The organism is Corallococcus sp. AB030, from assembly GCF_003668965.1.
Classification (GTDB): Bacteria; Myxococcota; Myxococcia; order Myxococcales; family Myxococcaceae; genus Corallococcus; species Corallococcus exiguus.
Genome location: NZ_RAWQ01000156.1, coordinates 1 through 26,371, shown reverse-complemented (window position 1 = coordinate 26,371; position 26,371 = coordinate 1). Strand labels below are relative to the sequence as shown.

Annotated in this window: 21 protein-coding genes; 14 read left to right on the top strand and 7 right to left on the bottom strand. The window is 70.2% G+C overall.

Features of this window, described 5'->3' with window-relative positions; all coding sequences use genetic code 11:
- The 5 genes from D7Y15_RS30360 to D7Y15_RS30340 all read left to right on the top strand — a co-directional run.
- Positions 1-1,258: NAD(P)/FAD-dependent oxidoreductase (locus D7Y15_RS30360; RefSeq protein ID WP_148712905.1), on the top strand; the 1,258-nt coding region annotated here is incomplete at its 5' end.
- 189 nt (positions 1,259-1,447) lie between these two features.
- On the top strand, positions 1,448-2,407 hold the full coding sequence (locus D7Y15_RS30355; RefSeq protein ID WP_120576750.1) for a sigma-70 family RNA polymerase sigma factor: 960 nt from the start codon (positions 1,448-1,450) through the stop codon (positions 2,405-2,407).
- 115 nt (positions 2,408-2,522) lie between these two features.
- Positions 2,523-3,917 (top strand): hypothetical protein, encoded by a 1,395-nt coding sequence (locus D7Y15_RS30350; protein WP_148712904.1) that lies wholly within the window; start codon positions 2,523-2,525, stop codon positions 3,915-3,917.
- A gap of 105 nt (positions 3,918-4,022) precedes the next feature.
- On the top strand, positions 4,023-6,296 hold the full coding sequence (locus D7Y15_RS30345; RefSeq protein WP_121754750.1) for an MMPL family transporter: 2,274 nt from the start codon (positions 4,023-4,025) through the stop codon (positions 6,294-6,296).
- Positions 6,293-7,483: a glycosyltransferase family 2 protein gene (locus D7Y15_RS30340; protein WP_120576747.1), complete on the top strand. Its 1,191-nt coding sequence runs from the start codon at positions 6,293-6,295 to the stop codon at positions 7,481-7,483. The genes D7Y15_RS30345 and D7Y15_RS30340 overlap by 4 nt, the downstream gene beginning before the upstream one ends.
- Here D7Y15_RS30340 and D7Y15_RS30335 read toward each other — a convergent pair.
- Positions 7,423-8,832, bottom strand: a complete 1,410-nt coding sequence (locus D7Y15_RS30335; RefSeq protein WP_120576746.1) for an NAD(P)/FAD-dependent oxidoreductase — start codon at positions 8,830-8,832, stop codon at positions 7,423-7,425. The two genes, D7Y15_RS30340 and D7Y15_RS30335, sit on opposite strands and share 61 nt — an antisense overlap.
- Positions 8,833-8,918: 86 nt before the next feature.
- Between D7Y15_RS30335 and D7Y15_RS30330 the strand changes: the two genes are divergently transcribed.
- Together D7Y15_RS30330 and D7Y15_RS30325 are read left to right on the top strand one after the other, a co-directional pair.
- Positions 8,919-9,965, top strand: coding sequence for a phytoene/squalene synthase family protein (locus D7Y15_RS30330; RefSeq protein ID WP_120576745.1), 1,047 nt, complete (start codon positions 8,919-8,921; stop codon positions 9,963-9,965).
- Positions 9,965-11,926 (top strand): 2,3-oxidosqualene cyclase, encoded by a 1,962-nt coding sequence (locus D7Y15_RS30325; RefSeq protein ID WP_121754749.1) that lies wholly within the window; start codon positions 9,965-9,967, stop codon positions 11,924-11,926. The genes D7Y15_RS30330 and D7Y15_RS30325 overlap by 1 nt, the downstream gene beginning before the upstream one ends.
- Here D7Y15_RS30325 and D7Y15_RS30320 read toward each other — a convergent pair.
- A complete protein-coding gene (locus tag D7Y15_RS30320) occupies positions 11,874-12,380 on the bottom strand; it encodes a DUF1993 family protein (protein ID WP_121754748.1) in 507 nt (168 codons plus the stop codon). The two genes, D7Y15_RS30325 and D7Y15_RS30320, sit on opposite strands and share 53 nt — an antisense overlap.
- Before the next feature lie 100 nt (positions 12,381-12,480).
- On the bottom strand, positions 12,481-13,905 hold the full coding sequence (locus tag D7Y15_RS30315; RefSeq protein WP_121754747.1) for an RtcB family protein: 1,425 nt from the start codon (positions 13,903-13,905) through the stop codon (positions 12,481-12,483).
- A 212-nt stretch (positions 13,906-14,117) separates the two neighbouring features.
- Here D7Y15_RS30315 and D7Y15_RS30310 point away from each other — a divergent pair, with 212 nt between their 5' ends.
- The 5 genes from D7Y15_RS30310 (at position 14,118) to D7Y15_RS30290 (ending at position 19,898) form a co-directional block, all read left to right on the top strand.
- On the top strand, positions 14,118-14,549 hold the full coding sequence (locus D7Y15_RS30310) for a hypothetical protein (RefSeq protein ID WP_120576740.1): 432 nt from the start codon (positions 14,118-14,120) through the stop codon (positions 14,547-14,549).
- Entirely contained in the window at positions 14,546-15,004 is a 459-nt protein-coding gene (locus tag D7Y15_RS30305) for a MarR family winged helix-turn-helix transcriptional regulator (protein WP_120576739.1), read from the top strand. Before D7Y15_RS30310 ends, D7Y15_RS30305 begins: the two co-directional genes overlap by 4 nt.
- Before the next feature lie 69 nt (positions 15,005-15,073).
- Positions 15,074-16,945: a bifunctional UDP-sugar hydrolase/5'-nucleotidase gene (locus D7Y15_RS30300; protein ID WP_233596975.1), complete on the top strand. Its 1,872-nt coding sequence runs from the start codon at positions 15,074-15,076 to the stop codon at positions 16,943-16,945.
- A gap of 88 nt (positions 16,946-17,033) precedes the next feature.
- Complete coding sequence (locus tag D7Y15_RS30295; RefSeq protein ID WP_199745999.1) at positions 17,034-18,521, top strand: aspartate ammonia-lyase; 1,488 nt, start codon at positions 17,034-17,036, stop codon at positions 18,519-18,521.
- A 33-nt stretch (positions 18,522-18,554) separates the two neighbouring features.
- A complete protein-coding gene (locus D7Y15_RS30290; protein ID WP_121754746.1) occupies positions 18,555-19,898 on the top strand; it encodes a DUF2254 domain-containing protein in 1,344 nt (447 codons plus the stop codon).
- Positions 19,899-19,908: 10 nt separating this feature from the next.
- On the opposite strand, the gene D7Y15_RS30285 is transcribed toward D7Y15_RS30290, so the two are convergent.
- A complete protein-coding gene (locus tag D7Y15_RS30285) occupies positions 19,909-21,465 on the bottom strand; it encodes a leucyl aminopeptidase (RefSeq protein WP_121754745.1) in 1,557 nt (518 codons plus the stop codon).
- Positions 21,466-21,609: 144 nt separating this feature from the next.
- Between D7Y15_RS30285 and D7Y15_RS30280 the strand changes: the two genes are divergently transcribed.
- On the top strand, positions 21,610-22,173 hold the full coding sequence (locus D7Y15_RS30280; protein WP_121754744.1) for a hypothetical protein: 564 nt from the start codon (positions 21,610-21,612) through the stop codon (positions 22,171-22,173).
- 61 nt (positions 22,174-22,234) lie between these two features.
- Here D7Y15_RS30280 and D7Y15_RS30275 read toward each other — a convergent pair whose 3' ends face one another.
- From D7Y15_RS30275 to D7Y15_RS30265, 3 genes are all read right to left on the bottom strand, one after another.
- Positions 22,235-23,824 (bottom strand): AbgT family transporter, encoded by a 1,590-nt coding sequence (locus D7Y15_RS30275; protein WP_121754743.1) that lies wholly within the window; start codon positions 23,822-23,824, stop codon positions 22,235-22,237.
- A gap of 25 nt (positions 23,825-23,849) precedes the next feature.
- Positions 23,850-24,668: a YdiY family protein gene (locus tag D7Y15_RS30270; RefSeq protein WP_120576734.1), complete on the bottom strand. Its 819-nt coding sequence runs from the start codon at positions 24,666-24,668 to the stop codon at positions 23,850-23,852.
- A gap of 203 nt (positions 24,669-24,871) precedes the next feature.
- Entirely contained in the window at positions 24,872-25,963 is a 1,092-nt protein-coding gene (locus tag D7Y15_RS30265; RefSeq protein WP_121754742.1) for an SGNH/GDSL hydrolase family protein, read from the bottom strand.
- 200 nt (positions 25,964-26,163) lie between these two features.
- On the opposite strand from D7Y15_RS30265, the gene D7Y15_RS45995 reads away from it, so the two are divergent.
- Positions 26,164-26,371 (top strand): hypothetical protein (locus D7Y15_RS45995; protein WP_233605138.1); only part of this gene is annotated, 208 nt, incomplete at its 3' end.

The following is a 26,371-nucleotide window of genomic DNA, read 5'->3' as shown; positions in this document are numbered from 1 at the left end:
CACGGCGGCGGCGCTGCTCGCGCGAGGCGGCTGCGAGGTGACGGTCTACGAGCGCTCCAAGCACCTGGGAGGGCGGGCGCGGACGACAGAGGTGGAGGGCTTCCGCTTCAACCTGGGGCCGCATGCCCTGTACCGGGCGGGCGCGGCGTTTCGGGTGCTGGAGCGCCTGGGTGTGAAGCCCACGGGAGGCATTCCGAATCAGACGGGCTCCCATGCGCTGGTCGGCGGCCGGTTGCACACGCTGCCCCGGGGCGCCGTGACGCTGATGACGACGGACGTGCTGTCGCTCGCCTCGAAGCTGGAGGTGGCGAAGCTGCTGGCGGGGCTGGCCCGTATCGACACGCAGCCACTGGGGGCGATGTCGATGCGGGAGTGGTTGGAGACGCGCCTGACGCGAAAGGACAGCCGGGCGCTCGTCGGGGCACTGCTCCGCGTGTCCTCGTACTGCGCGGACTTCGAAGCGCTCAGCGCGGAGGCGGGGCTGAAGCAGCTCCAGTGCGCGACCGCCGCGAACGTGCTGTACGTGGACGGAGGCTGGAGCACCCTGGTGGACGCGGTGGAGCGGTTGGGGCGCGAGGCAGGTGTCCGGCTGGAGCTGTCCGCGCGAGTGGAGGCCGTCGTTCTGCAAGAAGGCGGCAAGCGGGTCGAAGGTGTGCGGCTCGCGGACGGCACGGTGCATCGCGCGGACGCGGTGGTGATGGCGGGAAGCCCCGCGGACGTGGCGGCGCTCGTACCGGGAGACGAGGTGCTCGCGAGGGAGGCGCGAGAGGCTGTGCCCATCCAGGCGGCGACGCTGGAACTGGGACTGTCGGCACTGCCGAGGCCGGATGCGTTGTTCGCGCTGGGGCTGGATGGGCCCTGGTACGCGTCGGTGCATTCGGCGTCCGCGAAGCTGGCGCCGGAAGGGGGCGCGATGGTGCACGTGGCGAAGTACCTGGGCGGCGCGGACGCGGAGGCGAGCGAGGCGGCGCTGGAATCCGTGATGGACGCGCTTCAGCCGGGATGGCGCGCGAAGGTGGTGGCGCGGCGCTACCGGCCCTCGCTCACTGTCAGCGCCGGGCTGCCCCGGGCCGTGAACGGCGGGCTGACCGGGCGTCCCCCCGTGGAGGTGCCGCACGTGGGCGGACTGTTCCGCGTGGGCGACTGGGTGGGCGCGGAGGGCATGCTCGCGGACGCATCCCTGGCGAGCGCCGAGGCCGTGGAGCAAGCCCTGGTGCGACGCACCGCGACGTCCCAGCGCCGTGCGGCGGGAACTTGAGTCGGATGGGCCTACAGGCCAGGAGCCCCTCCCGGCGGCGCCGCGCAAAAACTTGTCCGACAGTCGGACAGGTTTTGTCCGGTCCGGTCCCGGAGGGGCTCGGCGTGGAGATTCGGGAGCTTGGGGTACCCGGCATCGCGGCGTTCCGGTGATGCTCTTGGATTGTTGGAATGTGAGGGCTTGAACGGGATGGATTCACAGGCGCGAGGAGCACTGGGACAGGCCGCACGCGAGCACGAGCGCTTCCTCTGGGGGCTCTGCTACCGGATGACCGGCGTGGCGGCGGACGCGGACGACCTGGTGCAGGACGTCTATGCGCGCGCGCTCGCGACGCCTCCAGAGCGCCTGGACACCCTGCGCCCCTGGTTGACCCGCGTCGCGGTGAACCTGGCGCGAGACCACCTGCGCCGCCGCCGTCGCGAGGGTTACGTCGGTCCCTGGCTGCCTTCGCCCTTGGAGACAGGCGATGAGGAGGTCCCTCCCTCGGTGGAGGCGAGGCTCCCGGGCGGCGGCTCGACGGAGGGACGCTATGAGTTGCTGGAGAGCGTCTCCTTCGCCTTCCTCCTGGCGTTGGAAGTCCTGTCGCCCAAGCAGCGGGCGGTGCTGCTGCTGCGCGACGTCTTTGATTACTCGGTGCTGGAAGTGGCCGAGGCGCTGCGCATGAGCGAAGCGAACGTGAAGGTGGTGCACCACCGCGCGCGGGCGGCCATGGCCGAGTATGACCAGTCACGTTGTGTGCCCACGCGCGACGTGCAGGCTCGCACGCGGGCTTCGCTGGAGGCCTTCCTGGGCGCCTTGGTCACGGGAGACGTGGCCGCCGCGGAGGCGCTGCTGGCTTCGGATGTGCGCGCACTGTCGGATGGTGGCGGAAAGGTGCGCGCGGCCCTGGTGCCCATCGTGAGCCCCCAGCGCGTCGTCCTCTTCATGCGCCGGTTGATGGAGATGCGGGGGCCTCCCGTGGCGTGGGAGGCGCGGATGCTCAATGGCCTGCCCGCCGTGGTGGCGGTTTTCCATCCGGGGGCGGATCCGATGCTGGCCCTGCGCATGGTGCTTCGCGTGGACCTGGACTCCAGCGGACGCATCCATGCGCTGCATTCCGTGTTGGTGGACCGGAAGCTCACGGGCGTGCGTATGCCTGTGTCGGATTGACACGGACTTCCTGGAAAAATGGTTCTGATAAATCCTTAGGAAAGCGCATCCGTTTGAGCGGCCTCCCCCGAGAGAGGCGAGCTGTGCTCGCCACATCCATCTGAGAGGAACTCGAATGTCGATGCGCAAGATGTGGGCCCCAGGGATTCTGATGTTGGGGGGGCTGACGTTGCTCGCCGGTTGCGGCCGTGAGCCCCGCCCCGTGGAGGTCATCCAATCCCGAGGGACTGAAAGCGTTGCGCTGTTGATTGAGCGGGAGGACGGCGCGGGCCCCTACGTCGAAAGCACGGCGGAGCGCTTCCGGGTCGTCGCCTCGGGCGAAGTCATCAAGTCCGTGCGCTGGAGCGCCAACGCGGGGGTCGTCGAGCCCTCCGATGAGCGGGTCACCTGGACGCTGCCCACGCCGGGGACCGCGTCCCTGTCCGTCACCGTCGAGACGGAGTCCGGCAAGACCGCCGAGGGCGCGTTCCAGTTCAATGTGGTGGCCGCGCCGCTCGCCTCCAGCTCTGCCATCGACACGGGGCCGGATGTCACGGGCAGCAGCTGCGACATCGTGTTCGACAGCACGGGCAAGGGCCACGTCATCTACACGAACGACACCCACAACAGCCTGTGGTACGCGAGCTGGGACGGCACGTCCTGGGCGACGGAGCTGATTGACGGTCCCGGCTTCAACAACGGGGGCGTCTTCGTCGTGAAGAGCCAGCTGGCCGTCGACCCGGTCACTGGCACGCCGCACGTCGCCTATTCCAAGGGAAGCGGCAACATCAATACCTCGCCGATGCGGGTGGGCTATGCCACGCGCGTCAATGGCGTCTGGGTTCGCGAGGATGTCGACGCCTCGGTCGTGACCCGCATCAGCATCGCGCTCAACCCGGCGCAGGCGCAGCGGCCGGTCATCGTCTTCAGCAGCGGCAACGGGGGGAGCGTCAAGCTCGCAACCCGGACCGCGGCGAACACGTGGTCCAGCGTGCCGCTCTCCGTCGGCGCCCATGCGCTCACGAGTGACGCCCTCTTCGACGCGACCGGAGCGCTGCACTTCATCACGCACCAGCCCTTGAGTGGCTACGTCAGTCAGTCGCTGCAGGTCCTGCGGGGCTCGGCCGTGGAGTCCTTCCCGTTGAAGACCAGCTCCTTGGGGCCCTGGCTCGCGACGGCCTGGGGACCGGACTCGCACCTCCTGGCGCTCTCCAACAGCATCGCCGAAGGCGAATGGAACGCCATCGAGGACATCACGGTCGGGACGCCTGCCTCGGCCAGCACCCGGAGGGTCTCGACGGTGGATTACAAATACTCCTCGGCGGACCTGACCTACGGCGGAGGCAAGCCGGTCATCGCCCTGCGCAATGGGACATCGCTGGCGCTCGGAACGACGGACGCGCAGGGCTTCTGGACGTACACACAGCTGGGGACGGTGCAGGACGGCTCCCGTCCGAGCGTGGCGATCCGTCCCACGGATGGTGTGCCGCATGTCTGCTACCAGCGGGACGGCAAGGTGACCTTCCAGTAGGCCGGTCCACGTCTGGATTGCCCCAAAGGGTGAAGCCCCTGTCCAAGCGCTCCCTCCGTCACCAGTTCCCTGGTGACGGGCGGGGCGAGCGAACGGGGGGCAGGTATGGCGGGACGCGGGGACGACTCACCAGCGGGAGGAGAGCCATCCCTGTTCGCCCGGCTGGCGGTGGGCGTGTTCCGGCACCGGGGCCGGGTGCTGGTGGGCACGCTGGTGCTCCTCGCCGCGGCGGTGTGGGCGCTGCTCCGCGGAGGGCACCTCACCACCGGCACCATCGAGGGCATTGAATCCGCGAAGGCCGAAGCACTCGCGCGCGGTGCCGCCGCGGGGTCGAATGATCAGACCCTGGCGGTCATCTTCCATCACGACGAATGGACCACGGACGAGCCGCGCTTCGCCCAGGCGGTGACGTCCGTGCTGTCGCGCGTGGAGCGGCTGCCCGAGGTCGCGTCGGTGGTGTCGCCCATTGGTGCCCCCGAGGCCTTCCGCGCCCGCTTCGTGGCGAGGACGGGCCACGACCTGCTGGCGCTGGTGCGGCTCAAGGGCGGAGAGCGCGAGGCCACCGCCGCGTTCCCCGCCGTGCGCGCGGCGCTGGAGAACCCAGACCTCCGGACGACACTCACCGGCAAGGTGGCCTTCCTGGCCGCGCTCAATGAATTGCTGGAACACGACCTGCTGCGCGCGGAGTTGCTGTCATTCCCGCTGGCGCTGGTGGTCCTGCTGTGGGTGTTCCGGACGGTGGTGGCGGCGATGCTGCCGCTGGTGGTGGGCGGACTGGCGGTGCTCTGCGGCGTGGCGGGCGTGATGCTGCTGTCGCACGCCACGAACATGGCCCAGTACACGCTCAACGTGGTGTCGCTCATCGGGCTGGGCGTGGCCATTGACTACTCGCTCTTCATCGTGAGCCGCTTCCGCTCCGAGCTCGCGCTGGGCCTCAGCACGGAGCACGCACTGACGCGCACGCTGGACACCGCGGGGCGGGCGGTCGCGTTCTCGGGGCTGGCCGTCACGGTGGGGTTGGGAGGCCTGCTCTTCTTCCGAGGCTCGTACCTGAGCGCCATGGGACTGGGCGGCGCCCTGGTGGTGGCCTTCGCGGTCCTCTTCGCGCTCACCGTGCTGCCCGCGCTCCTCGCCTGGCTGGGGCCCCGGGTGGACCGGGGACGGTTGCCCTTCGCGCGGAAGGAGGGCCGTGGCGGCGCCTGGCACGCGCTGGCCACCTGGGTGATGCGGCATCCCTGGTGGGTGCTGTTGCCCACGCTCACGCTGCTCCTGGCCATGGGGCTGCCGTTCCGGCGGCTGCAACTGGCGGCCACGGACATCACCGCGCTGCCCGAGGGCACCGAAGCACGCCAGGGCGCGGAGACCCTGGCCCGCCTGTTCCCTCGCGAGGCCGCCACCCGCGTCCTGCTGGCGGTGGAGTTCCCAAGCGGCAATCCCCTCACGCCGGAGCGCGCGGGCGCCCTCTACGACGCCAGCCGCCGGGTGGCTTCGATGCCCGGCGTGGTCGGTGTGGAGAGCGCGGTGGACCTGGGCCCCGGCATGGACCGGGCGACCGTCCTACGCATGGCCGCCGCGCCACCTCAAATGCTCCCACCGGAGCTCCAGGCCGCGCGGGCCGCGTACGTCACCGGCAACGTGGCGGTGATGCAGGTGCTGACGTCCTCGGCGCCCAGCAGCCTGGAGGCGCGCAACCTGGTCCGTGCGCTGCGCGAGGACCGCACGGTGGGCGACGGCCGGTGGCTGGTGGGCGGACAGACGGCGACGGACGTGGACGCGGCGGCCTTCGTGAAGCACCACACGCCCGCGGCGGTGGGGTTCGTGATGGGGATGACGTGCATCGTCCTCTTCGTGCTCCTTCGCTCCGTGGTGCTGCCCTTGAAGGCGCTCCTGATGAACCTGCTGTCGCTGGCGGGTTCGTTCGGAGCCCTGGTGTGGATCTTCCAGGAAGGGCACCTGCACCGGCTGCTGCGCTTCGAACCCGGGCCCATCGAACCGTCGCTGCCCATCCTCTTGTTCTGCGCGCTGTTCGGCCTGTCCATGGACTACGAGGTGCTGCTGCTCAGCCGCATCCGCGAGGAGTATCTGCGCACGGGCGACAACACCCACGCGGTGGCCGAAGGCCTGGAGCGGACCGGCGGCCTCATCACCAGCGCGGCGGCCATCATGGTGGCCGTGTTCGCGGCCTTCACGCTGGCGTCGGTGGTGGTGGTGAAGGCCATGGGGTTGGGCATGGCCATCGCGGTCGCGCTGGATGCGACGCTGGTCCGGGTGCTCATCGTCCCCGCGATGATGCGCCTGATGGGGGACTTCAACTGGTGGGGGCCCGGCCACTGGAGGCGCTCACCTCCACGAGCGCAAGGGACGGAGGTGCGGCCATGAACGCGCGGAACCTCGCATGGACGGCGGCGGCGCTGGGCGTGCTCGTGCAAGGACACCGGGAGTTGATGGCCGGTCTGCGGCGGCGCGCGGCTCCGCCCGTGAAGCGCTTCGAACCGCCCGCGGTGACGGTCATCCGGCCCATCCGGGGCCTGGACGTGGACGCGCGCGAGAACGTGCGCGCGCTGCTGGACCTGGACTATCCCGGTGAGTGGGAGGTGCTCTTCGTCTTCGACAGCGAGGACGACCCGGCGTTCCTCCCCACCCGCGAGGAGGTGGCCGCCCGCCCGACGCGCGCGAAGCGGGTGGAGCTGATTGTCGCGGGCGAGCCACCGGCGGGGATGACGGGCAAGCTCAACGCGATGCAGGTGGGCGTGGCCCGCTCCCGGTGCGAGCTGCTGGCCTTCAGCGATTCGGACACGCGGCCCTCGCCCGGGGTGCTCACGGCGTTGGTGGGCGCGCTGCTGGAGGATGGCGGAACGGGCGCCACGTTCGCGCCCATCTACGCGGCGGCGGACGCGCCCCTGGCGGGCGACGTGGGCTACGGGCTTCTGGTGAACGCGTGGTACGGCGCGTCGGTCGCGTGCACCGCGGCGCCGGATGGCGCGCTGCCGTTCATCATGGGGCAGTTGATGGTGTTCCGGCGCCAGGCGCTGGAGGCCATCGGGGGCGTGGGCTGCGCCGCCGGGCAGTTCGTGGATGACATGTACCTGGGGCGCCGGCTGCACGAGGCCGGGTGGAAGAACCGCGTCGTCCATGCCCCCCTGCGCGTCGTCACGGGACACCTGGGGCTGGGCGCCTTCCTGCGCATCTTCCGGCGGTGGCTCCTCTTTTCGGAGTCGGGCATCCCCGGGACCTTCGCGAGGCCCCTCTGGGTGCGCGGCGCGGTGAGCTGGCTGTCGTGGGGCGCGCTGGCGACGGCGGTGGCGCGAAGGGCCTGGGGCCCGGCGCTCCTGTCGGCGGTGCCCATCGGCTTCTCCGTGTGGAGCCAGCTGCGGCTCCAGCGGGCCTGTCACGGACCGGAGGTCGCCCCCCGGCACTACTGGGTGCCGGCGCTCCTCCCGCTCCTGGGGGCCGGCGTGGCGCTGTCCGCGCGGCTGTCTCGCGAGGTGGACTGGCGCGGCCGGGGCTACCGGTTGGATGCGAAGGCGCGCCTGGGTGAAGCCCAGCCCGCCCGGGCCAGCGTGTAGACGGGACGGCGGACGCGACGATGCAGCCAGCTCCCCATCTGTTCCACCGCGCTCGCCATGGTGCCACGCAAGGGTGGCCCGGCCGAGCGCAACAGCGGCGCGGCGGACCGCAGGCTGCCTCCCTCTCCGTTCGGCGAGAGCATCGCGGCGAAGGCATGGGCGACGACGCGCAGGTACTCGCGGACCATCACCCGCATGCGGGGCTCCTCGGAAGACAGCAGGGCCATGGAGGCGCGCGCGCCGCCGGGGCTGTGCTCCCAGTAGTGCAACAGGCCCATGCGCAGCGCGTGCATGCCCTCGTCCTGCCTGGCGAAGGCGCTGTAGAGCGCGGAGGCGAGTGCGACGCGGGTGCGCTGCGCGGGCCGCCGCGCGTGCGCGTAGTGCTCCAGCGCGCGGGCGACGTGGTCCGGGTAGCGGTCCAGAGACTCCTGGAGGGCGCGGGCATCGTGGAAGCACGACGCCATGCCGCTGGCCGTGAGCGGGTGGCAGCACGCGGCGGCGTCGCCCACGAGCACGGCACTCCCCATCCAGACGGTCTCCGCCAGCCAGTCGTCGTTGGAGGCCATGCGCACCGCGGGCCGCTGCTCCAGCGCCTGCAAGACGGCCTCCCTCAGCCGCGAGGGCAGGGCGAGCAGCAACTCCGGTTGTTCCTTCAGCGTCTGGGCCGTGCTGCCCAGGGGCAGGTCCACCATCACGCGCGCCACGCCGGGCTGGATGGTGTAGGCCAGCGCGTGCACGGCGCCGCCCACGAACTGGTGCCCGTATTCAGGGTGGGTGAGGCAGTCGCTGTCCACGGTCACGCCCAGCATGGTGGACAGGCGCTGGTGGTGCTCGGCGATGCCCAGCATCCGCCGCACGGGCGACGCGCGTCCGTCCGCGGCCACCAGCAGCCGGGCGTGCACGGTGTGCTCGGCGCCCGCGTGCGAATAGCGCAGGCGCACGCCGCGCTCGCAGTTGTGCTCCACGGCCGTCACGCGGGCCCGGATGCGCACGGTGACGCCGCGCCGCCGCGACACGGACTCCAGCAAGGGCAGGGTGAGGGCGGCGTGTTCGAGCGACAGTCCCGTCACGCCGCGACCGTAGGGCAGGACGAGCGTGCGGGCGGGGGCATGGAAGCGCACCGCGAAGCCCTGCACGGGCTGGGCCTTCCAGCCATTCACGACGTCCCCGAAGCCCAGCGCGCGCAAGTCTCTCACCCCGGGCGGGTGGAGCAGTTCGCCCGCGAGCTGCTTGTGCCGGTCCACGCCCGCGTCCAGCAGCAGGACGGACCACCCCAGGTCGGAAAGCGCCGCCGCCACCGCGCAGCCCGCGGGCCCGCCCCCGGCTATCACCACCTCGGTGTCCCCCACGTCGCCCCCGCTCGGTTCGCAGACACCATGTCTGGCATTGACGACTTATCCATTGAAGCGCGGCGCCGCACGCGGAGGAGGCAGGCATGAAAGTGCAGGTTGCATCATTCTGTCGCACACAATTGCCCCGGGTTTCCCGGACCTTCGCGCTCAACATCCCGTTGTTGCCGGAGCCCCTGGACCTGGCGGTGACGGTGGCCTACCTGCTGTGCCGCATCGCGGACACGCTGGAGGACGAGTCCCCCGGGGCACTTCACGGTGCATTGCTCGACGAACTGGGGGCCCTGGTGTCGCTGGAGCCGGGCTGGGAGGCCCGTGCCCGCTCCTTCGCGCGAAGGGCGCGGCGGGCCCTGCGGGACGAGGTGCCGCCGGCGGAGGCCGAGCTGGTTTCAGAGACATCGACCGTGCTCGAAACCCTGGCCTCGCTTCCTTCCTGGGTCCACCCGCCCATCGCGCGATGCGTGCGCACGATGACCGGCGGCATGAATCAGATGCAGCGGATGCATGGGGGGAGCGGGCAGGTCATGGGGCTGCCCGACCTCCAGGCGACGTTCATGTATTGCTATTACGTGGCGGGTGTCGTCGGCGAGATGCTGACCGGCCTCTTCGTCGCCAGCTCACCCCGGGTTGCCTGGCGTGAGCAGCGGCTCATGACGCGGGCGCCTGCCTTTGGCCGGGCCCTGCAGCTCACCAACATCCTCAAGGACGTGCGCGAGGACCTGGACCGCGGAAGTTGCTGGCTGCCCAGGGACCGCATGGCCGCGCATGGCCTCACGCCCTCCACGCTGGCCCTACCTTCGCTCCGTGCGAACGCCGTGGCGCTGATGGATGAGCTGGTGGCGGTGGCGCGCAGGGAGCTGGACGTCGCGCTGGAGTACTCGCTGGCGCTGCCCGTGGAGGAGCCCGGTCTGCGGCTGTTCTGTCTCTACCCGCTCTTCTTCGCGGCCGCGACGCTCGACGCGGTGGAGGGCAACCCGGCGGTGTTCGAACCCGAGCCCGTGAAGATTCCCCGGGAGACGGTGGCGACGCTGATGCGGCTCACGCAGGAGCGGGTGGACTCGGATGAAGCGCTGCGGGCGCTCTACGCCAGCTGCTCGCGGGCGTCCCGGAGCGGCGTGGAGGCCTGGAGTTGATGCGGCGGGCGCGCGACATGCTGGCCGGGACGCAGGCGGCGGACGGCTCCTGGATGGGGGACTACAGCGGTCCGCTGTTCCTGGGCCCGGTGTACGTGGCCGGGCTGTACGTGATGGGGCGCACGCCGGAGGCGTCCGTCCGCGACGGGATGGTCGCCCACATGCGTGCGCACCAGAACCCGGATGGGGGATGGGGGCTGGACGTGGAGTCGCCCAGCCTCGTCTTCACGTCGGTGCTCAACTACGTCGCGCAGCGGCTGCTGGGCGTTGGCGCGGACGACCCGGGGCTCGTCCGCGCGAGGGCGTGGTTCCTTCCCCAAGGCGGCCCGCTGGGCAGCGCGTCCTGGGGGAAGTTCGTCCTCGCCCTGCTGGGGCTCTACGAATACGAGGGCCTCGCGCCCGTGCCTCCGGAACTCTGGCTGTTGCCGCGAGGGTTGCCATTCCACCCCTCCCGGCTCTGGTGCCACTGCCGCATGGTGTACCTGCCCATGGGCTGGCTCTATGGCCGCCGGGTCCGCGCCGCGGAGACACCGCTGTTGGCCGAGCTGCGACGAGAGCTGTACGCCCAGCCCTACGCGGATGTGGATTGGAAGGCGGCGCGCGGACGCGTGGCCCGCACGGACGCCTACAGCCCCCACGGTCTGGGATTGCGCGCCGTGCACCGCGTGCTGGGTTTGTATGAACGGTTCCATCCGAAGCGGCTGCGGGAACGCGCGCTGGAGGAGTCCCTGGCGTTGATTCACGGCGAGGACGCGGCGACGCACTTCGTCTGCATCGGGCCCATCAGCAAGGTGCTCGACATGGTGGTGTGTCACGTGGCGCGGCCGGACGGTCCGGAGGTGCGGGCCCACCTGGAGCGCCTGCCGGACTACCTCCAGCGGACGCGGAAGGGCATCACGGTCAACGGCTACAACTCCTCCCAGCTCTGGGACACCGCCTTCGCGGTGCAGGCGCTGGTGGCCTCCGGAGAGTCCGTCTGGGCGCGGGACACGCTGGAGCGCGCGGGCCGCTTCCTGGAGGCGCAGCAGGTGCTGGAGGATTCGCCAGACGCCGAGCGCCACCACCGGCATCCCAGCCGGGGAGGGTGGCCCTTCAGCACCCGCGCGCACGGCTGGCCCATCAGCGATTGCACGGCGGAGGCGCTGAAGGCGTGTCTGTTGTTGGAGCCGCTCGGGCTCAATCGCGTGCCACGCGAGCGCCTGGAGCAGGCCGTGGCGTTCATCCTGTCCCTGCAGAACCGGGACGGCGGCTGGGCCACCTACGAGCGGCAGCGGGGACCGCGCTGGCTGGAGCGGTTCAATCCCTCGGACGTCTTCGCCGGCATCATGGTGGACCCCAGCTACGTGGAGTGCACGTCGGCCTGTGTCCAGGCGCTGGCGGCCTGGCGCGGCGCATGGCCGCACGCACCGGTGGGCCAGGCCATCGCGCGGGGCGCGGACTTCCTGCGACGCCAGCAGCGTCCGGACGGCGGCTGGGAGGGTTCCTGGGGCGTGTGCTTCAGCTATGGCACGTGGTTCGGCGTCACCGGGCTGGTGGCCTCGGGAGCGGGGACCGGAGACCCTGCCCTGCGCAAGGCCGTCACGTTCCTGAAGGCCCACCAGCGCGAGGACGGCTCCTGGAGCGAAACCATCCAGGCCTGCCGCGAGCGCCGCTGGGTGGAGGGGCACTCGGGCCACGCGGTGACGACGTCCTGGGCCGTGCTGTCACTGGTGGCCGCGGGCGAGGCGCACGCGGAGGCCACGCGCCGGGGCATGGCGTGGCTGCGCGAGAGGCAGGCGGCGGACGGCCAGTGGCCACGAGAGCCCCTGGCCGGCGTGTTCAGCCGCACCTGCGCCATCCACTACGACGCCTACCTGCGCATCTTCCCGCTGTGGGCGCTGTCGCTCGCGGAGCGACAGGCCGGGGACTTCAAGGCGCGCGAAGGCTCTGCGAACCCAGGTAGTCCGCCTTGCCCAGGTTGACGCCGTTGTGACGCAGCAGCGCGTACGCGTGGGTGACGTGGAAGAAGAAGTTGGGGACCGCGTTCTCCAGGAAGTAGTCCGCGCCGCTCATCACCTGGCCCTCCCACCGGGGGTGGGTGACGACGCGACTGGCGGCGCCCTCGAAGTCCTTCCCCGTGAACGTGTCCAGGTACGCGAGGGTGGAGCGGACGCGCGCGCTGAGCTCCTCCAGCGTCTGCTCCGTGTCCGGGTTGGACGGCGCGGCCTTGCCTGACAATCGCGAGGCCGCGAGCTTCACGGCGTCACAGGCGATCTGCACCTGGCGCACGAACGGGAGCTGGTCCGGCGCCAGCCGGAAGTTCAGGTAGAGGTTCGGGTCGAAGGACTTCGCCTTGGCGTGGGCCTCGGCCGTCTCCAACCACTTGCTCAACTGCCCCAGCTGCTTCTTCATCTGCGAAAAGGTCTCGAAGTACATGGGCGCGCAAGCTAACGGGACAGCCATGGGCGCGCGAGCCAATCGCAAGGGCGTCCGGAGCAAATCGTCCGGACGCCCTGCGTCACCCCCGGCCTTGAGCTCAGGCCTTGAACGTCATCAAGGGCCGCAGCCGGGCCACCTCCCGGACGATGTCGGCGTCCACCTGGGAGGCCACCACCGGGCCAATGGGCTTGTAGGCGGCGGGGGCCTCCTCGATGCGGCGCTCGGCCCTGAGCGCGATGCAGTCCACCCCCGTCAGGCCCAGGTCCTCCTCCCGGTGCTTCGCGCCTCCCCGTGACATGGAGAAGCGCGAGTGCGCCCGCCCCGCCCCATGCGAGGCCGACGCCAGGGCCTTCGCGTTGCCCAGGCCCCTCATCAGGTAGGACGTGGCGCCCATGGAGCCGGGGATGATGACCGGCTGGTCCTCCTCGGCCGGGCAGGCCCCCTTGCGCGCCAGCCAGCCGCCTTCCCAGGGCAGGGTGATGTTGTGGGGCACGTCGTAGACGAGCGGCGCCTCCACGTCCCCGAACAGCTCCCGCAGCGTCTGCCGCACCAGCTCCGCGAGCAGCAGCCGGTTGAGGAAGGCGTAGTTGGCCGCCGTGGCCTCCGCCTTCAGGTACTCGCGCACCTTCGCCGGATCCGCGAGCGGGAAGATGCCGCTCGCCGGGTGCGGCGCCCCCGAGGGCCACGCGGCGCGCGCCCGCTCCTGCCAGGTGCGCCCCACGTGCTTGCCCATGTCCCGCGAACCGGAGTGCACCATGAACGCGAGCTGCCCCTCCCGCACGCCCCAGGCCCACGCCCGCGCGCGGTCCACCACGGCCTCCACCCGCTGCACCTCCACGAAGTGGTTGCCTCCGCCAATGGTGGCGAGGCCCGGGTCTCGCACCACGCCCTCCCGCCGCAGCCCGGTGGGCGCCCAGGCCGGGTCCCCCTCCAGCGCCCCGCCCAGATAGACGCGGTCGGACTCACGGTGAAGCTGGCCCAGCTCCATCCGGGCCGCCATGCCCAGGGGCTGGCCTTCCGTCTCCAGGAGCCAGCCGGGCAGGCCGTCCCGCAGCAGCGCCTCCAGGGCGCGCGAGCCCTGGGCGACGTCCCGCGTGCCGAAGAAGTAGTGCCCCTTCATCCGCTCGACGAAGGCGTCGCGGCGGGCGAGGAAGGCGTCCACGGGGATGTCCGCGACATGCAGGCGCATGCCGCAGTTGATGTCCGTGCCCACCGCGCCGGGGACCACCAGGCCCTCCGTGTGGACCACCGACCCGATGGCCACCCCGGAGTCGCCCGGATGGAAGTCCGGCGTCGCGCGCACCTGCTTCACGCGGCCGCCGTCGGGGTGATGGAGCGCGGCGAGCGCCGCGAGCTGCTGGAGCGCCTTGCCCTCCACCGGCAGGTCCGGCGGAAGGAGGACTTCGGCGGGGGGAGCATGGGGATCCGCCTGGAGGCGGACCGTGTAGACACGACCGTCGTAAGCAACGTCGAGCCCCTCGCGGGCAAGCGCCCGCAGGAGCCGGTTCAGTTTCGGCTGCATGACCTTCTCGGAATCTGACCCGGGCGGATTTCAGCCCGGGGGACGTGAGCGATGGATTCGAGACCTCGGGTCAGCAGCCGCGGTCGGGACGCCGGAGCGTCCGCGACCCCCTGGACGATCCAACACACCGTGCCTGACGGGCTCGCGAAAAGATCCGCTCCAGTCGAGGATGGGCCCATGGACGTGTCGAAGCAGGGGAATGGAGCGGCGTCATGACGGTGGCTGTCCTACGGGCCCAGGCCCCGGAGTTCGATGTGGCGTCCGTCCTGGACCGCTTCCCGGACTGCCGCCCGGATGCCGTCTGGCTCCAGGGGGAGCAGCTGCAGCGCCAGGGAAGGCACTCGACCTCGGGCTTCAACCTCACCCTGGTGGAGGACGGGGAGGGCACGCTGCACGGCCCCGTCGCCGCCGCCCGCAGGCAACTGGAGGTGCTGGCCCCCCTGCTCGCGGAGCTGCGCCAGCAGGCCGTCCCCTGCGTCGTGGATTTCGGGCTGTTCGTCGGCACCTCGCGGCACTTCACCAGCTCCGTCCACTTCCCACCCGACGACGTCCGGTGGTTCGCGGACCAGGGAATCGCCCTGGCCGTCTCCGCCTATCCGACGGCCGAGGAGGAGTCGGAGGACTCCTCGGGCAACCTCCAATGAGCGCGAAGACCGCCCCCCGCTGGGACCCCGGAGCCGTACCGACCTTCTGGATCAACCATGCGTCCCGGTTGCTGATGCGCCACTTCGAGCAGCGGTTGCGGCCGCTCGAGTTCGGGATGGCCTACCTGCCGGTGGTCATCGCGCTGGAGGAGCACGGGCCGCTCCTCCAGAAGCAACTCGCGGAGTACGCCCACGTCGAGCAACCCACCATGGCCGCGCTCCTCACACGCATGGAGCGCGACGGGCTCATCCAGCGTCAGCCGCACCCGGACGACAAGCGCGCGACCCGGATATCGCTCTCGGCCAAGGCCCGGGAGCGCCTGCCCCAGGCGAAGGAGCAGCTGGAGGAGGTCGCGGATCAGGCGACCGCGGGCTTCAGCGACCGCGAGCGCGCCACGTTCATGTCGCTCCTTCGCCGCGTGGTGGACAATCTGGAGCCGGCGTCCGGGGATTGAGCCATCCATTCCCAGAACGTCAGAGGGGTCTTGTAGGGTGCGCGCCCCTCCGGAAGATTCCCTTCCGGCATGACACAAGGTCGAGGCCTCTTGAACCGCTCCTCCTTCCTGATGCGCGCGCTGCGCACCGGCACGTTCTGTCTCGTGGGCGCCAGCTCGCTGATGACGGCCTGTGATTCCAACGATGATCCCCCCGTCGACCCGGCTCCGGTGGACCGGTCGCCGCGCACGCTGACGCTGCTGCAGACCAGTGACCTGCACACCAACATCTTCCCGTGGGACTACTTCTCCGGGAAGGCTGACGCGAAGCGCGGCCTGGCCAAGGTGGCCACGCTCATCAAGCAGGAGCGCGCGAAGAACCCGGACTGCACGCTGCTCGTCGACACGGGTGACACCATCCAGGGCTCGCCGCTCGGCACCTACTACGCCCAGGTGGACAACGCGCCCAAGCACCCCATGGCCGCCGCCATGAACGAGCTGGGCTACGCCGCCATGGCCATGGGCAACCACGAGTTCAACTACGGCCAGGACGTCCTCAACAAGTTCAAGGGCGAGGCGAACTTCCCCCTCCTCGGCGCCAACGTGCGCAAGAGCTCGGACGGCTCCGAGGCCTTCACCCCGTACGTGATGACCACGGTGTGCGGCGTGAAGGTCGGCATCCTCGGCCTGGTGACGCCGGGCGTGGCCACGTGGGAGCGCAAGGACAACATCGCCGGGCTGCGCTTCGATGAACCGCTGGAGACCGCGAAGACGTATGTGCCGAAGATGAAGCAGGCCGGCGCGGACGTGGTGGTGGTGGCCATCCACGGTGGCCCGGACAAGCAGCCGACGGGCAGCGCGACCAGCCCGGAGTCGTGGCTCGCGGACTACGCGGACGCCACGAAGTGGACCGACCGCGGCAACCTCACCGCTGAGAACCAGGCCGTGCAGATCGCCCAGCAGGTGGCGGACGTGGACGTGCTCCTCACCGGCCACACCCACCAGCCCATCCCGAAGATGCTGCTGAAGCAGCAGGATGGCCGCGAGGTCCTCCTCACGCAGCCCAACCGCTGGGGCAGCCACCTGGCGGACGTGCAGCTCAACGTCACCTGGAACGGCGAGCGCTGGGGCGTGGACGCGCACGACTCGCAGCTCCACGCGGTGGACGAAACGGTGGCGGTGGATGCCACGGTGACGCAGCTCACCCAGGCCGCCCACGACACCACGGTGGCCTACGTGAACCAGAAGATTGGCAGCACCACCGCGGCCTTCACGGGCGGCTTCCCCGGCCGCTACGTGGACAGCGCCCTGTCGGACCTGCTCAACATCGTGCAGGAGGAGGCCGCTGCGGAGGCCGGCTTCCCCGTGGACCTGTCCGCGACCGCGCTGTTCTCCAACGACGTCGCGCTGCCGGCGGGGGACGTCACCCTGCGTGACGCCTACAGCGTCTACATCTACGACAACACGCTGTACGTGATGGAGATCAACGGCTCCATCCTCCGGCGCGCGCTGGAGATGAACACGCTGTACTTCAAGCAGCTGGACGCGGCCAACCTGCCCGCGAAGCCCGCGGACGCGAAGGCCACCACGCCCGTCGTCGCGGACTACAACTGGGACCTCTACTCGCACATCGAGTACGGCTATGACTTGACGAAGCCCGCGGGCTCGCGGCTCACGCACCTGCGCTTCCAGGGCCAGGACGTGAAGGACGACCAGGTCTTCCGCATCGCCGTCAACAACTACCGCGGCGGTGGCGGCGGCGGGTACAGCATGTTCAAGGAAGGCCGCATGCTGTGGTCCTCCGCGGACGGGGTGCGTGACTACGTCGCGCGCTACATGCAGGAGCACCAGAACCTGTCTCCGGACGCGGTGAACACCTGCAACTTCACGCTCACGCCGGACCTCTACACGCCGTACTTCCAGGCCACGCTCGGCCCGGCGAAGTGCGCGCCCGTGCCGTGACGTAAGGCACCGAGGGACGCCCGGTGGACAGCCCTCTTCCCTTGAGGGCATGTCCCACCGGGCCTCCCGCGTTCCTACGTTGCCGGGGATGGCCGACCCACGCGCGGAAGAGACGTTCCAGAAGAGCATCCACACGCTGAACCAGGACGGCGCACCGCCCCGGACCGAGACCGACGACCTGGGCTCCCGCCGGCTCCCGGCGGAGGCCTACTGGGGCATCAACGTCAGCCGCGCGCTGGACAACTTCGCCATCAGCGGGCGCCCCATCTCCGTCTATCCCGACCTGCTCTTCGGCTACGCCTGCGTGAAACAGGCCGCGGCGCGCGCGAACGCGGAGATTGGCGTGCTGGATGCGACGCGGGCCTCGCTCATCGACCAGGCCTGCGAGGACATCAAGGCCGGCAGGCTGCACGAGCAGTTCGTCGTGGACGTCATGCAGGGCGGGGCCGGCACCTCCACGAACATGAACTTCAACGAGGTCATCGCCAACCGCGGCCTGGAGCTGGCCGGCCACTCCAAGGGCCACTACGCGCACCTGGACCCGAATGACCACGTGAACCGGAGCCAGAGCACGAACGACACCTACCCGACGGCGCTCAAGGTCGGGTTGATGCTGTCCGTCGAACGCCTGCTGGCCCAGCTGCATCTGCTGGAGCAGGCGTTCCGCGACAAGGGGCAGGAGTTCGCGGGCATCGTGAAGATTGGCCGGACGCAGCTCCAGGACGCCGTGCCCATGACGCTCCAGCAGGAGTTCGAAGGCTTCGCCGTCACGCTGGCCGAGGAACACGCGAGCCTGACGGAGGTCACCCGCCGCCTGGGGGAGATCAACCTGGGGGCGACGGCGATTGGGACGGGCATCGCCGCGGACCCGCGCTTCGCGGAGGCCGCGCGAGCGCACCTGGCGGACATCACCGGGCGCCCCATCGTCACCGCGCCGGACCTGATTGAAGCGACCACCGACGTGGGCGTCTTCATGGAGGTGTCCGGCACCCTCAAGCGCACCGCGATGAAGCTGTCGAAGATCTGCAACGACCTGCGGCTGCTCGGCTCCGGCCCGCAGGCGGGCTTCAACGAAATCAACCTCCCGCCCATGCAGGCGGGCTCCAGCATCATGCCGGGCAAGGTGAACCCGGTCATTCCGGAGGTCGTGAACGAAGTGGCGTTCGTGGTCGCCGGGGGAGACGTGACGCTGACCATGGCCGCCGAGGCGGGGCAGCTCCAGCTCAACGCCTTCGGGCCGGTCATGGCCCACGTGCTGTTCGAGAACCTCAAGTACATGACCGCCGCCATGGCGACGCTGCGTGTGAACTGCGTGCGGGGCATCACCGCCAACAAGGAGCGGCTCGCGCGCCAGGTGGAATCCTTCGTGGGCGTCATCACCGCCCTCATGCCGCACATCGGTTACGCGCCCGCGGCACGGCTGGCGAGGGAGGCCCTGGCCACGAACGCCAGCATCGCGGACCTGGTGGTGTCCGCCGGCCTGCTGACGCGAGAGCAGCTGGCCGAGCTGCTCTCGCCGGAGCGGTTGACCCGGGGCCAGGCGGTGGAGGCCCGGGACGAAGAGGGCACGCACTAGGCGGTCCCTTTTCGCCCTCAGCGCGAGGTCCGCATGTTCATCCGTCGCCTGCGCAGGTTCCTCCGAGAGCCCTACTGGCTGGTCCTGGCCGCCCTGGTCGTCGCCGGGGGCGTGCTCGGAATCGCGCTCGCCCGCGTGCAGACGGACACCGCACCGGCCCTGTTCGGGCATGCCTGGCCCGGGGACGTCGACGACACCCGGGGCGCCCTGGGGGCGTTGCTCGGGTTGCAGATCACCGTCCTCACCATCGCCCTGTCCCTGAACGCGCCGGTCATCCAGTCCGCCGCGAACCAGTACTCGCCACGGCTGGTCCCCATCTACCTGAAGAGCGCGCCGCTCCGCCGCGCCATTCCCTTCTTCGCCCTCTCCACCAGCTACATCCTCACGGCGGTCCGGGAGCTGGGCGTCATCGAGGACGCTGGCGTCAGGCCCCGGCCCGTCCTGTCGGGAGCCATCATCCTGGTGCTGGTGGCGCTCTTCGTGCTCATCATCGTCCTGGCCCGCACCTTCCGCTTCCTGCGGGTGGAGCGCGTCCTCGGGCTCGTCCAGCACCTGATCGTGTCCGCGACGGAGCGCCGCATCCAGGCCCGTCTGAAGCGCCTGCCGCTGGATCCGTCGGTGGCCCTGCGGTTGCCGGCGGATGCCACCTCGCTGCTGGCTGCCTCGTCGGGTTACCTCGCGGACGTCGACCTCCAGGACCTCACGCGGCTTGCCCGGAAGTGGGGTGTGCGGGTCCGCATCTGCATCACCGTGGGCGAGTACATCGACCAGGACGAGGTCGCCGGCTGGGTGGTGGCGGACGGAGGGGGCGCCGTGGATGCCCACGTACTCCACGGCCTCGCCGCCACGTTGAGCATCACGTCGGCGCGCGAGCCCGACTGCGACCCCTCCCTGGGGCTCCGCATCCTCGTCGACGTCGCGAACCGGGCCCTGTCCTCGTCCGCGAACGACCCGTACACGGCCCGGCAGGCGCTGCAGCAGATCCGCTCGGTGATGCGCCGGCTGGCGGGCCTGCCGCAAGGGGACTGGAACGTCGTCGACCCGGATGGCAGGGCGCGCGTGTCACTCGTGGCCCTGCGGCTGCGCGACTACCTCTTCCTCGCCGTGGATGGCCCCCTCCATTACGCGGGGGGCGACCCGGAGGTGCTGGAGGAGGTGCTTCAAATCGCCCTCACCGTGGGCCTGGTCGCGCGCGACGCGCAGGACCGCGCCGCGGCACACGCGCTGCTCGCACGCGTGCTCGCGGACGTCCAGGGCTCCACGGAGAAGGACCGCTTCCACCGCCTGCTCGCCCAGGCGGAGCGCGTCCGGGCCTCCTTCCAGGGCGAGCACCGGACGCGCGTCGAGCGGGGGCGCGCGGACTGGCTTCCGGACTGAAGCGCCGGCTTCAGTGGCGGGTTTCGCGGGTGGGCTTGAAGCCCACGAGGAAGTCGATGAGCAGGCGGGTGCCGTAGCCCGTGGCGCCCTTGCTGCGCCACGCGTTGTCGCGCTCGGCCCGCGCCGTCCCCGCCATGTCGATGTGCGCCCAGGGCAGCCCGTCCACGAACTCCTCCAGGAAGAGGGCCGCGGTGATGGCTCCGGCGTTGTCTCCGCCGACGTTCTTCATGTCCGCCACCTCCGACTCCAGCTCCTGCCGCAGGCGCCGGTCCAGCGGGAGCTGCCACACGGTGTCACCGGTGCGCTCCCCCGACTCCTTCACCTGCTCCACGAGGGGCTGCTCGTTGCCCATGACCCCCGCGCTGAGGAGGCCCAGCGCGCGCTGACACGCCCCGGTGAGCGTGGCGACGTCCACGATGGCGTCGGGCCTCGGCGACTGCTCGGTGGCCAGGACGAGCCCATCCGACATCACCAGGCGGCCTTCGGCGTCGGTGTTGATGACCTCCACCGTCTTGCCGCCGCGCACCGTCAGCACGTCCCCCAGCTTCATGGCGGTGCCGGAGGGCATGTTGTCCGTGCACATCAGGTACGCCGTCACCGCCGTCCTGCAGCCCAACGGCTTCAGCGCCGTCATCGCCGCGAGGATGGCGCCCGCGCCAGACATGTCGCCCTTCATGGTCGCGTGCACCAGGTCGTTCGGCTTCAGGCCCAGTCCGCCCGAGTCGAACATGATGCCCTTGCCCACCAGTGAGACGCGGCCCAGGGGCTGGATGGCTTCGCCCTTGCTGCCCCTGGGCGTGTACGTCAGCTTGATCATCCGCGGCGGCTCCGCGCTGCCGGCGTTGACGCCCAGCAGGCCTCCGCAGCCCAGCCTGGCCAATGCCTCGCCGTCGAAGATCTCGACCTCCAGGCCGCAGCGTTTGGCCAGCGACTCGGCCACCTCCGCCAGCCGTGCGGCGGTCAGCAGGGTGGCGGGGGAATTGGCGAGGTCACGCGCGAACGCCGTGGCGCGGGAGTGGATGCCTCCGCGCATCATTCCCTGTTCAACGTCCTCGGTGTTCTTCGAACCCGAGACGAGCGTCAGCGATTCGAGCGGCGGCTCCTGCTCCGAGTTCCGCTTGTAGGGCCGGTAGCGGTAGCGCGCGAGCAGGACGCCTTCGGTCAGGGCCTGCGCGGCGAGGTCCGCCGGGACGCTCCCGGTGTCCGGGACCTGGAGCGCGACGCGCTTCTGTTGGCCCACGGTCCGCGCGAACGCGGCGGCGGCATCCCGGAGCTTGCCTGCATCCAGCTGTGCCCGCGCCCCCACGCCGACGGCGACCAGGGGCGGGCCTCCCGAGCGGGGAATGAGCAGCGTCTGGCCGGCCTTGCCCTCGAAGCCCGCCGCCTTCAGGAACGCGCGGTCGAGGCCGGGGGCCTTCACCTCTTCGTCCGCTCCCACGAACGTGCCGACGCAACCGGCGTCGGTGGGGACGGTGGCTGCTACGGCGAGCTTCGTCTCCTCCGGGGGTTCGATGGAAGGAGCGGGGTGGAACTCGGCCTGCGCGCGTGAATGAAACGAGGTCAACATGGAAGCCTCCTGATGGAGGAACTGGCCACGGCGCCAGGGGGGTGCAACATCCAGAAGGCTACTCGCCCCTGCCTCCGGGAGCGGTTTTCCGGCGGATGGGAGGTGTGGATGTTCCGCCACTCAATCCCATGAGGGGGGAAGCCCATGCGCACACTGCCGTCGAAGCGGATGTCATTGCTCACCGAGCGCGAAGCCCAGCTCGTCCTGTCCAGCGCCCCACGCAACCTGGCGGAGCTTTCGCCACGGGAGCTGCGCGGCCGCATCCTGAGAGCGCGCCGCCTGATGGAGAAGTACCAGGACGCGGCGCGGCGGCAGCGCAGGGAGGCGCTCCGCAAGGAGGTGCCCTCCCGCTCCCGCCGCGCCGAGGGCAACCGCAACACCCTCCAGAAGGCCGAGTACTTCGCCCTCACCCTGGAGCGCTTCGAGAAGCGGCTCGCCCTGCTCGAGCGCAAGGCCCAGGCCCGGACCCGCGCCGCGAGCCGTCCGGCCCCCCGGCGGACGACGCGCGCGGCCACGGGAGGACGCAAGCCCGCGCGCCGGACGCGCGCCGCCGGCCGCACCGCGAAGGCCCCCGCTTCCGGAAAGCGGGCGTCCCGCCAGAAGCGGGGCGGGGCCCTGAAGCAGGAGCGCTTTCCCGCCCTCAAGCGGAAGGCCCATGCCTCTGGCCGGGGCCGCCGGACCCAGAGCCGGCGCGACTCGCGGCGCTGAGGGGCAAGGCGCCCTGGTGACGGTAGAGCGCCTCCCGCACCGCGAGGCGCTCTTTCCTCTTCTACCCAAGCCCCCAGGGCAGTCCCAGCACCTGCCACGCGACCAACAGGGCAATCCACACGGCGAAGACCACGATGACGTACGGCAGCATCAAGGCCACCACGGTCCCCACGCCCGCGTCCTTCTGGTACTTCTGGGCGAAGGTGACGATGAGCGCGAAGTAGGCGTTCAGCGGTGAGATGGCATTGAACGGACCGTCGCCCACGCGGTACGCGGCGAGCACGGCCTCCGGGTCCACGTTCAGCCGCATCAAGAGCGGCACGAACACCGGCGCGAAGATGGCCCACTTCGGGATGGCGCCCGTCATGATGAGGTCCAGGACGGCGACCACCAGCACGAACCCGATGAGCAGCGGCAGCGCGCCCAGGCCCGCGTGCTCCAGGGCATCACCCACCTTCACGGCCGCGATGGTCGCCATGTTCGTGTAGGTGAAGAGGGCGATGAACTGGCTGATGATGAACAGCAGGAAGATGAGGCCACCCAGCCCGGCGACCGCCTTCTCCATGGCCTTGATGACGTCCACGCTGTTCTTCATCGTCCTGGCGCCGACGCCATAGGCGGCTCCCGTCACCAGGAACAGCACGGTGATGGCGACGATGAGGCCGTTCATGAACGGCGAGTCCCCGATGAGCGCGCCCGTCTCCGGATTGCGCAGCGGAGCCCCCGGGGGCAGCGCCAGCAGGCCGAAGAACACCAGGACGCCCACGAGCCCCCAGAACGCGAACTTCAGCCCTCGCGACTCCTCCGGCGACAGCTTCGCGCCCGTCGTGGCCGGCTTCTCTCCCTTGTACTCACCCAGCCGGGGTTCGATGAGCTTGTCGCTGATGAGCGACACCACGATGGTCAGCATCACCACCGACGCGACGGAGAACCAGAAGTTCGCCGTCAGGTCGATGGAGCGGTCCGGCGCCATGATGTGGATGGCGTCGTTGGTGATCTCCGTCAGGATGCCGTCCAGCGGTTTGATCAGGATGTTGACCGTGAAGACCGCCGCGACACCGGCGAAGGAGGCCGCCAGGCCCGCGAGGGGATGCCTGCCCACGGTGAGGTAGGCCGCCGCCGCCAGGGGAATCAGCACCAGGTAGCCAGCATCCGCGGCGATGCTCGACAGGATGCCCACGAACACCAGGATGTACGTGAGGAGCCGGGCCGGAGCGACCGCCACCAGCTTGCGGATGAGCGCGCCCACCAGGCCCGCCGCGTCCGCGACGCCCACGCCCAGCATGGCGACGATGATGACGCCCACCGCGTTGAAGTCCATGAAGTGCTGGACGACGCCCGCGAACATGAAGCGCAGGCCCTCGCCCGTCAGCAGGCTCTTCGCGGCGGAGGTCGTCTGCTCCACCTGGTGGGTGTCCGGGTTGATGGTCTCGTAGGTGACGCTGGCTCCCATCCTGTAGAAGATGTGGGAGAGCACCATCACGATGGCAATCAGCGCGACGAAGATGATGGCGGGGTGGGGGACCTTGTTGCCCACCCGCTCGATGGCGTCGAGCACCCGCTCCATGCCCTTCTTCTTCGGTGGCGTGCGCTGTTTGTTCTTGGTCTCGCCTGGGACCTGGACGTCGTCGAAATGAGCCGCTTTGGCCATGGGAGTGCTGCTCCTTTCCAATCCCTCAGATCTCCAGCTCGCCACCCACCGAGAGCGAGGTATCCGTCTTGACCTTGCCCGCCGCGGGTACGCTGTCGTGTTGCAGTTCGAAGTACGTGGTGAGCGCGAAGCGGTCCGTCAGGTGCACGGACAGCTTGGTGGTGGAGTCCAGCAGGACGCGTGTGTCGCCGAAGATGTCCGGGAGCAGCACGGCGTCCTCGCGCAGGTACACGTGCTCGTTGATGTCGTAGCGGAACGCCACGCCCACCGCGGGTGACCACAGGGTCACGTTCGGCAGGTCCTCGCGCGTGGGGGTGTACTGGAACCGGCGGTCCTTGGCGTAGCTCCCGCCCAGGTACGTGCGCAGGAAGAGCTCCTTCGACTTCTTCTTCCGCTCCAGGAGCGTGAGGCCGATGCCCAGCTCCACCTCGGTGCGCAGCTCCAGGCTGGCGGGGTGGTCTGTCTCCAGGCCCAGGAAGGTGTAGGCGCTGACCAGGCGCGTGAAGCGGTAGTCGCCGCGCGCCCACCCGCCGAGCGTCAGGGCCGTGACCTCCCGCTCCTCTTCGTCCTCCGCGGCCGCGTTGCCGTAGGCGCCATCCGCCTCCAGGGTGAGCGCCCACACCGGAGACTCGTACTCCGCCATGGCGTCGCCCGTGATGGTGAAGGAGCGGGCGTTGCCGGTGAACATGGAGGCACCGAGCCCGGCCGAGCCCGTCCAGGGCCCTTCGTCCTCGTCCTCGTCTGCTTCGGCTCCAACGGAAGCCGGTGAGGAGGCATCCGCCGGGTCGGGAGGAGGCGTGGGCGCCTGGGCCATTGCCGCGAAGAGGATGAGGAGTGGACTCATACGTGCCCTCGGGAAGGAGGAGCCGGCCTGTCCCGCTGAAGAGGGAGGGGCGACCTCGGTGGTGCTCGAAGGCCTTCTCGCGGCCCACGCAACCTTCGACACGCACCGCGCGTCCTGCAATCACAGGCCGGCATGCCAGGGAAGGCACCCTCGTGCCTTTGCCCGTCAGAACGTGATGAGGGATGTGTTCTACAGGCCCTGGTTCAGGGACGCAGGATGTCCTGGATGAACCGGCTCAGCGACTCCGCCATCTTCTGGTGCGTGGCGGCGGAGGGATGCCAGTCCTCGCCGACGCCGTCAGCGAAGGGGTTCTGCATGGCCATCACGTGGCGGTGGATCCGGGCGTCGCCCAGGCGCTGGCGCTCCGCCACCAGGTCGGAAATCCAATCGCCCACGTGCACGGACGTCACCACGCCCTGCTGTTCCTTCCGCTTGAAGCCATCCGACATGCTGCCCAGCGTGCAGACGATGTGCGCGCGGGGATGCAGCGTGCGGAGCCGCTCGAGGAAGGTCCGGTAGGCGGACTTGAACGCCGCTTCGTCCGGAAGGAACGCGGCGGTGCCCGCGCCCGCGAACGTGTCGTTGGTGCCGGCGTTGAGGACAATCACATCCGGCGAGTCGTTGGAGAAGTCCCAGGCGGCGGGGTGGTCCGGGACGGCGCGCTCATAGATGGCCGGAATCAAGCCGGACGTGGACAGGTCCAGGTTGCGGTACACGCCGTGGCCCGAACAGCAGACGAACACGGCCTCCGCGCCCAGGCGTTGGGCCGTGAGCCAGCCATGACTCCGTCTGGGATTCTGGTGCTTCGACGTGAAGCCAGGCACCCTGGAGGAGGCTGTCTGGGGAGTGAAGGTGGCGTCGGTGCCGTAGCCGCAGGTGATGGAGTCCCCGACGAACTCCAGTTTGAGCCCCGTGTGCCGCTGGGGCGGCTCCCGGAGCTCACCATGGACCTCCAGCGACAGGAGCGTGCTGGCGCCCACCAGGGACTCGGTGCGCTTGAAGAGCTCCACCGTGTGCAGGCCCACGGGAAGGTCGCTGGCGAGCAGGTACGTGGCCTGACCGGGATTCACCGCGAGCAGCCTGGGAGGTGCCCCGTCCACCACGACGTCGAAGTGGTTGGTCCCCACGTCGCCGCCCGCGCCCGCGTCATCGAGCCGCATCCGCACCGCGTCGCCCCAGAAGCGCGCGCGCACCGTGACGCCCGGATGCGAGAAGACGACCCCTGTCGCTGAGCGGTATGTCCGGCCCACGTACCGCACGCGCGCGTCGGTGGAGGGGATGCTCACCCAGGGCATGGAAGGGCCTTCCGGTGGGGTGGAGGGGGCCCTGCACGCGGCCAGCGACAGGCCCATGCCAAGGCAGACGCCAGCGATGCGGGAGCGGTCGGGCACGCACTCCCAGCGTACACGCAAGACGGCGGCGGCCCACCAGATGCCAGCAGTGAACAGCCCATGCTAGATGACTCGCGTTTCCTGTCATCTCCAGGGGGGCCCCCATGAACCGACTGATTGGCTTTCGTTTCCAACTGGCATTGCTGGCTGTACTGACGCTCCTGGGCACCGGCTGTGGTTCCGACCCTGAGCGATCCCCTCATTTGAGTGAGCAGATCGCCAGCCGCCTGCCTGACAGGCCCGTGCGAGGCGGGGTGGTGTGGGGCAGGAAGAGAAGCCATGCTGGGACGCAAAGTGGCCATCAACGAAGAG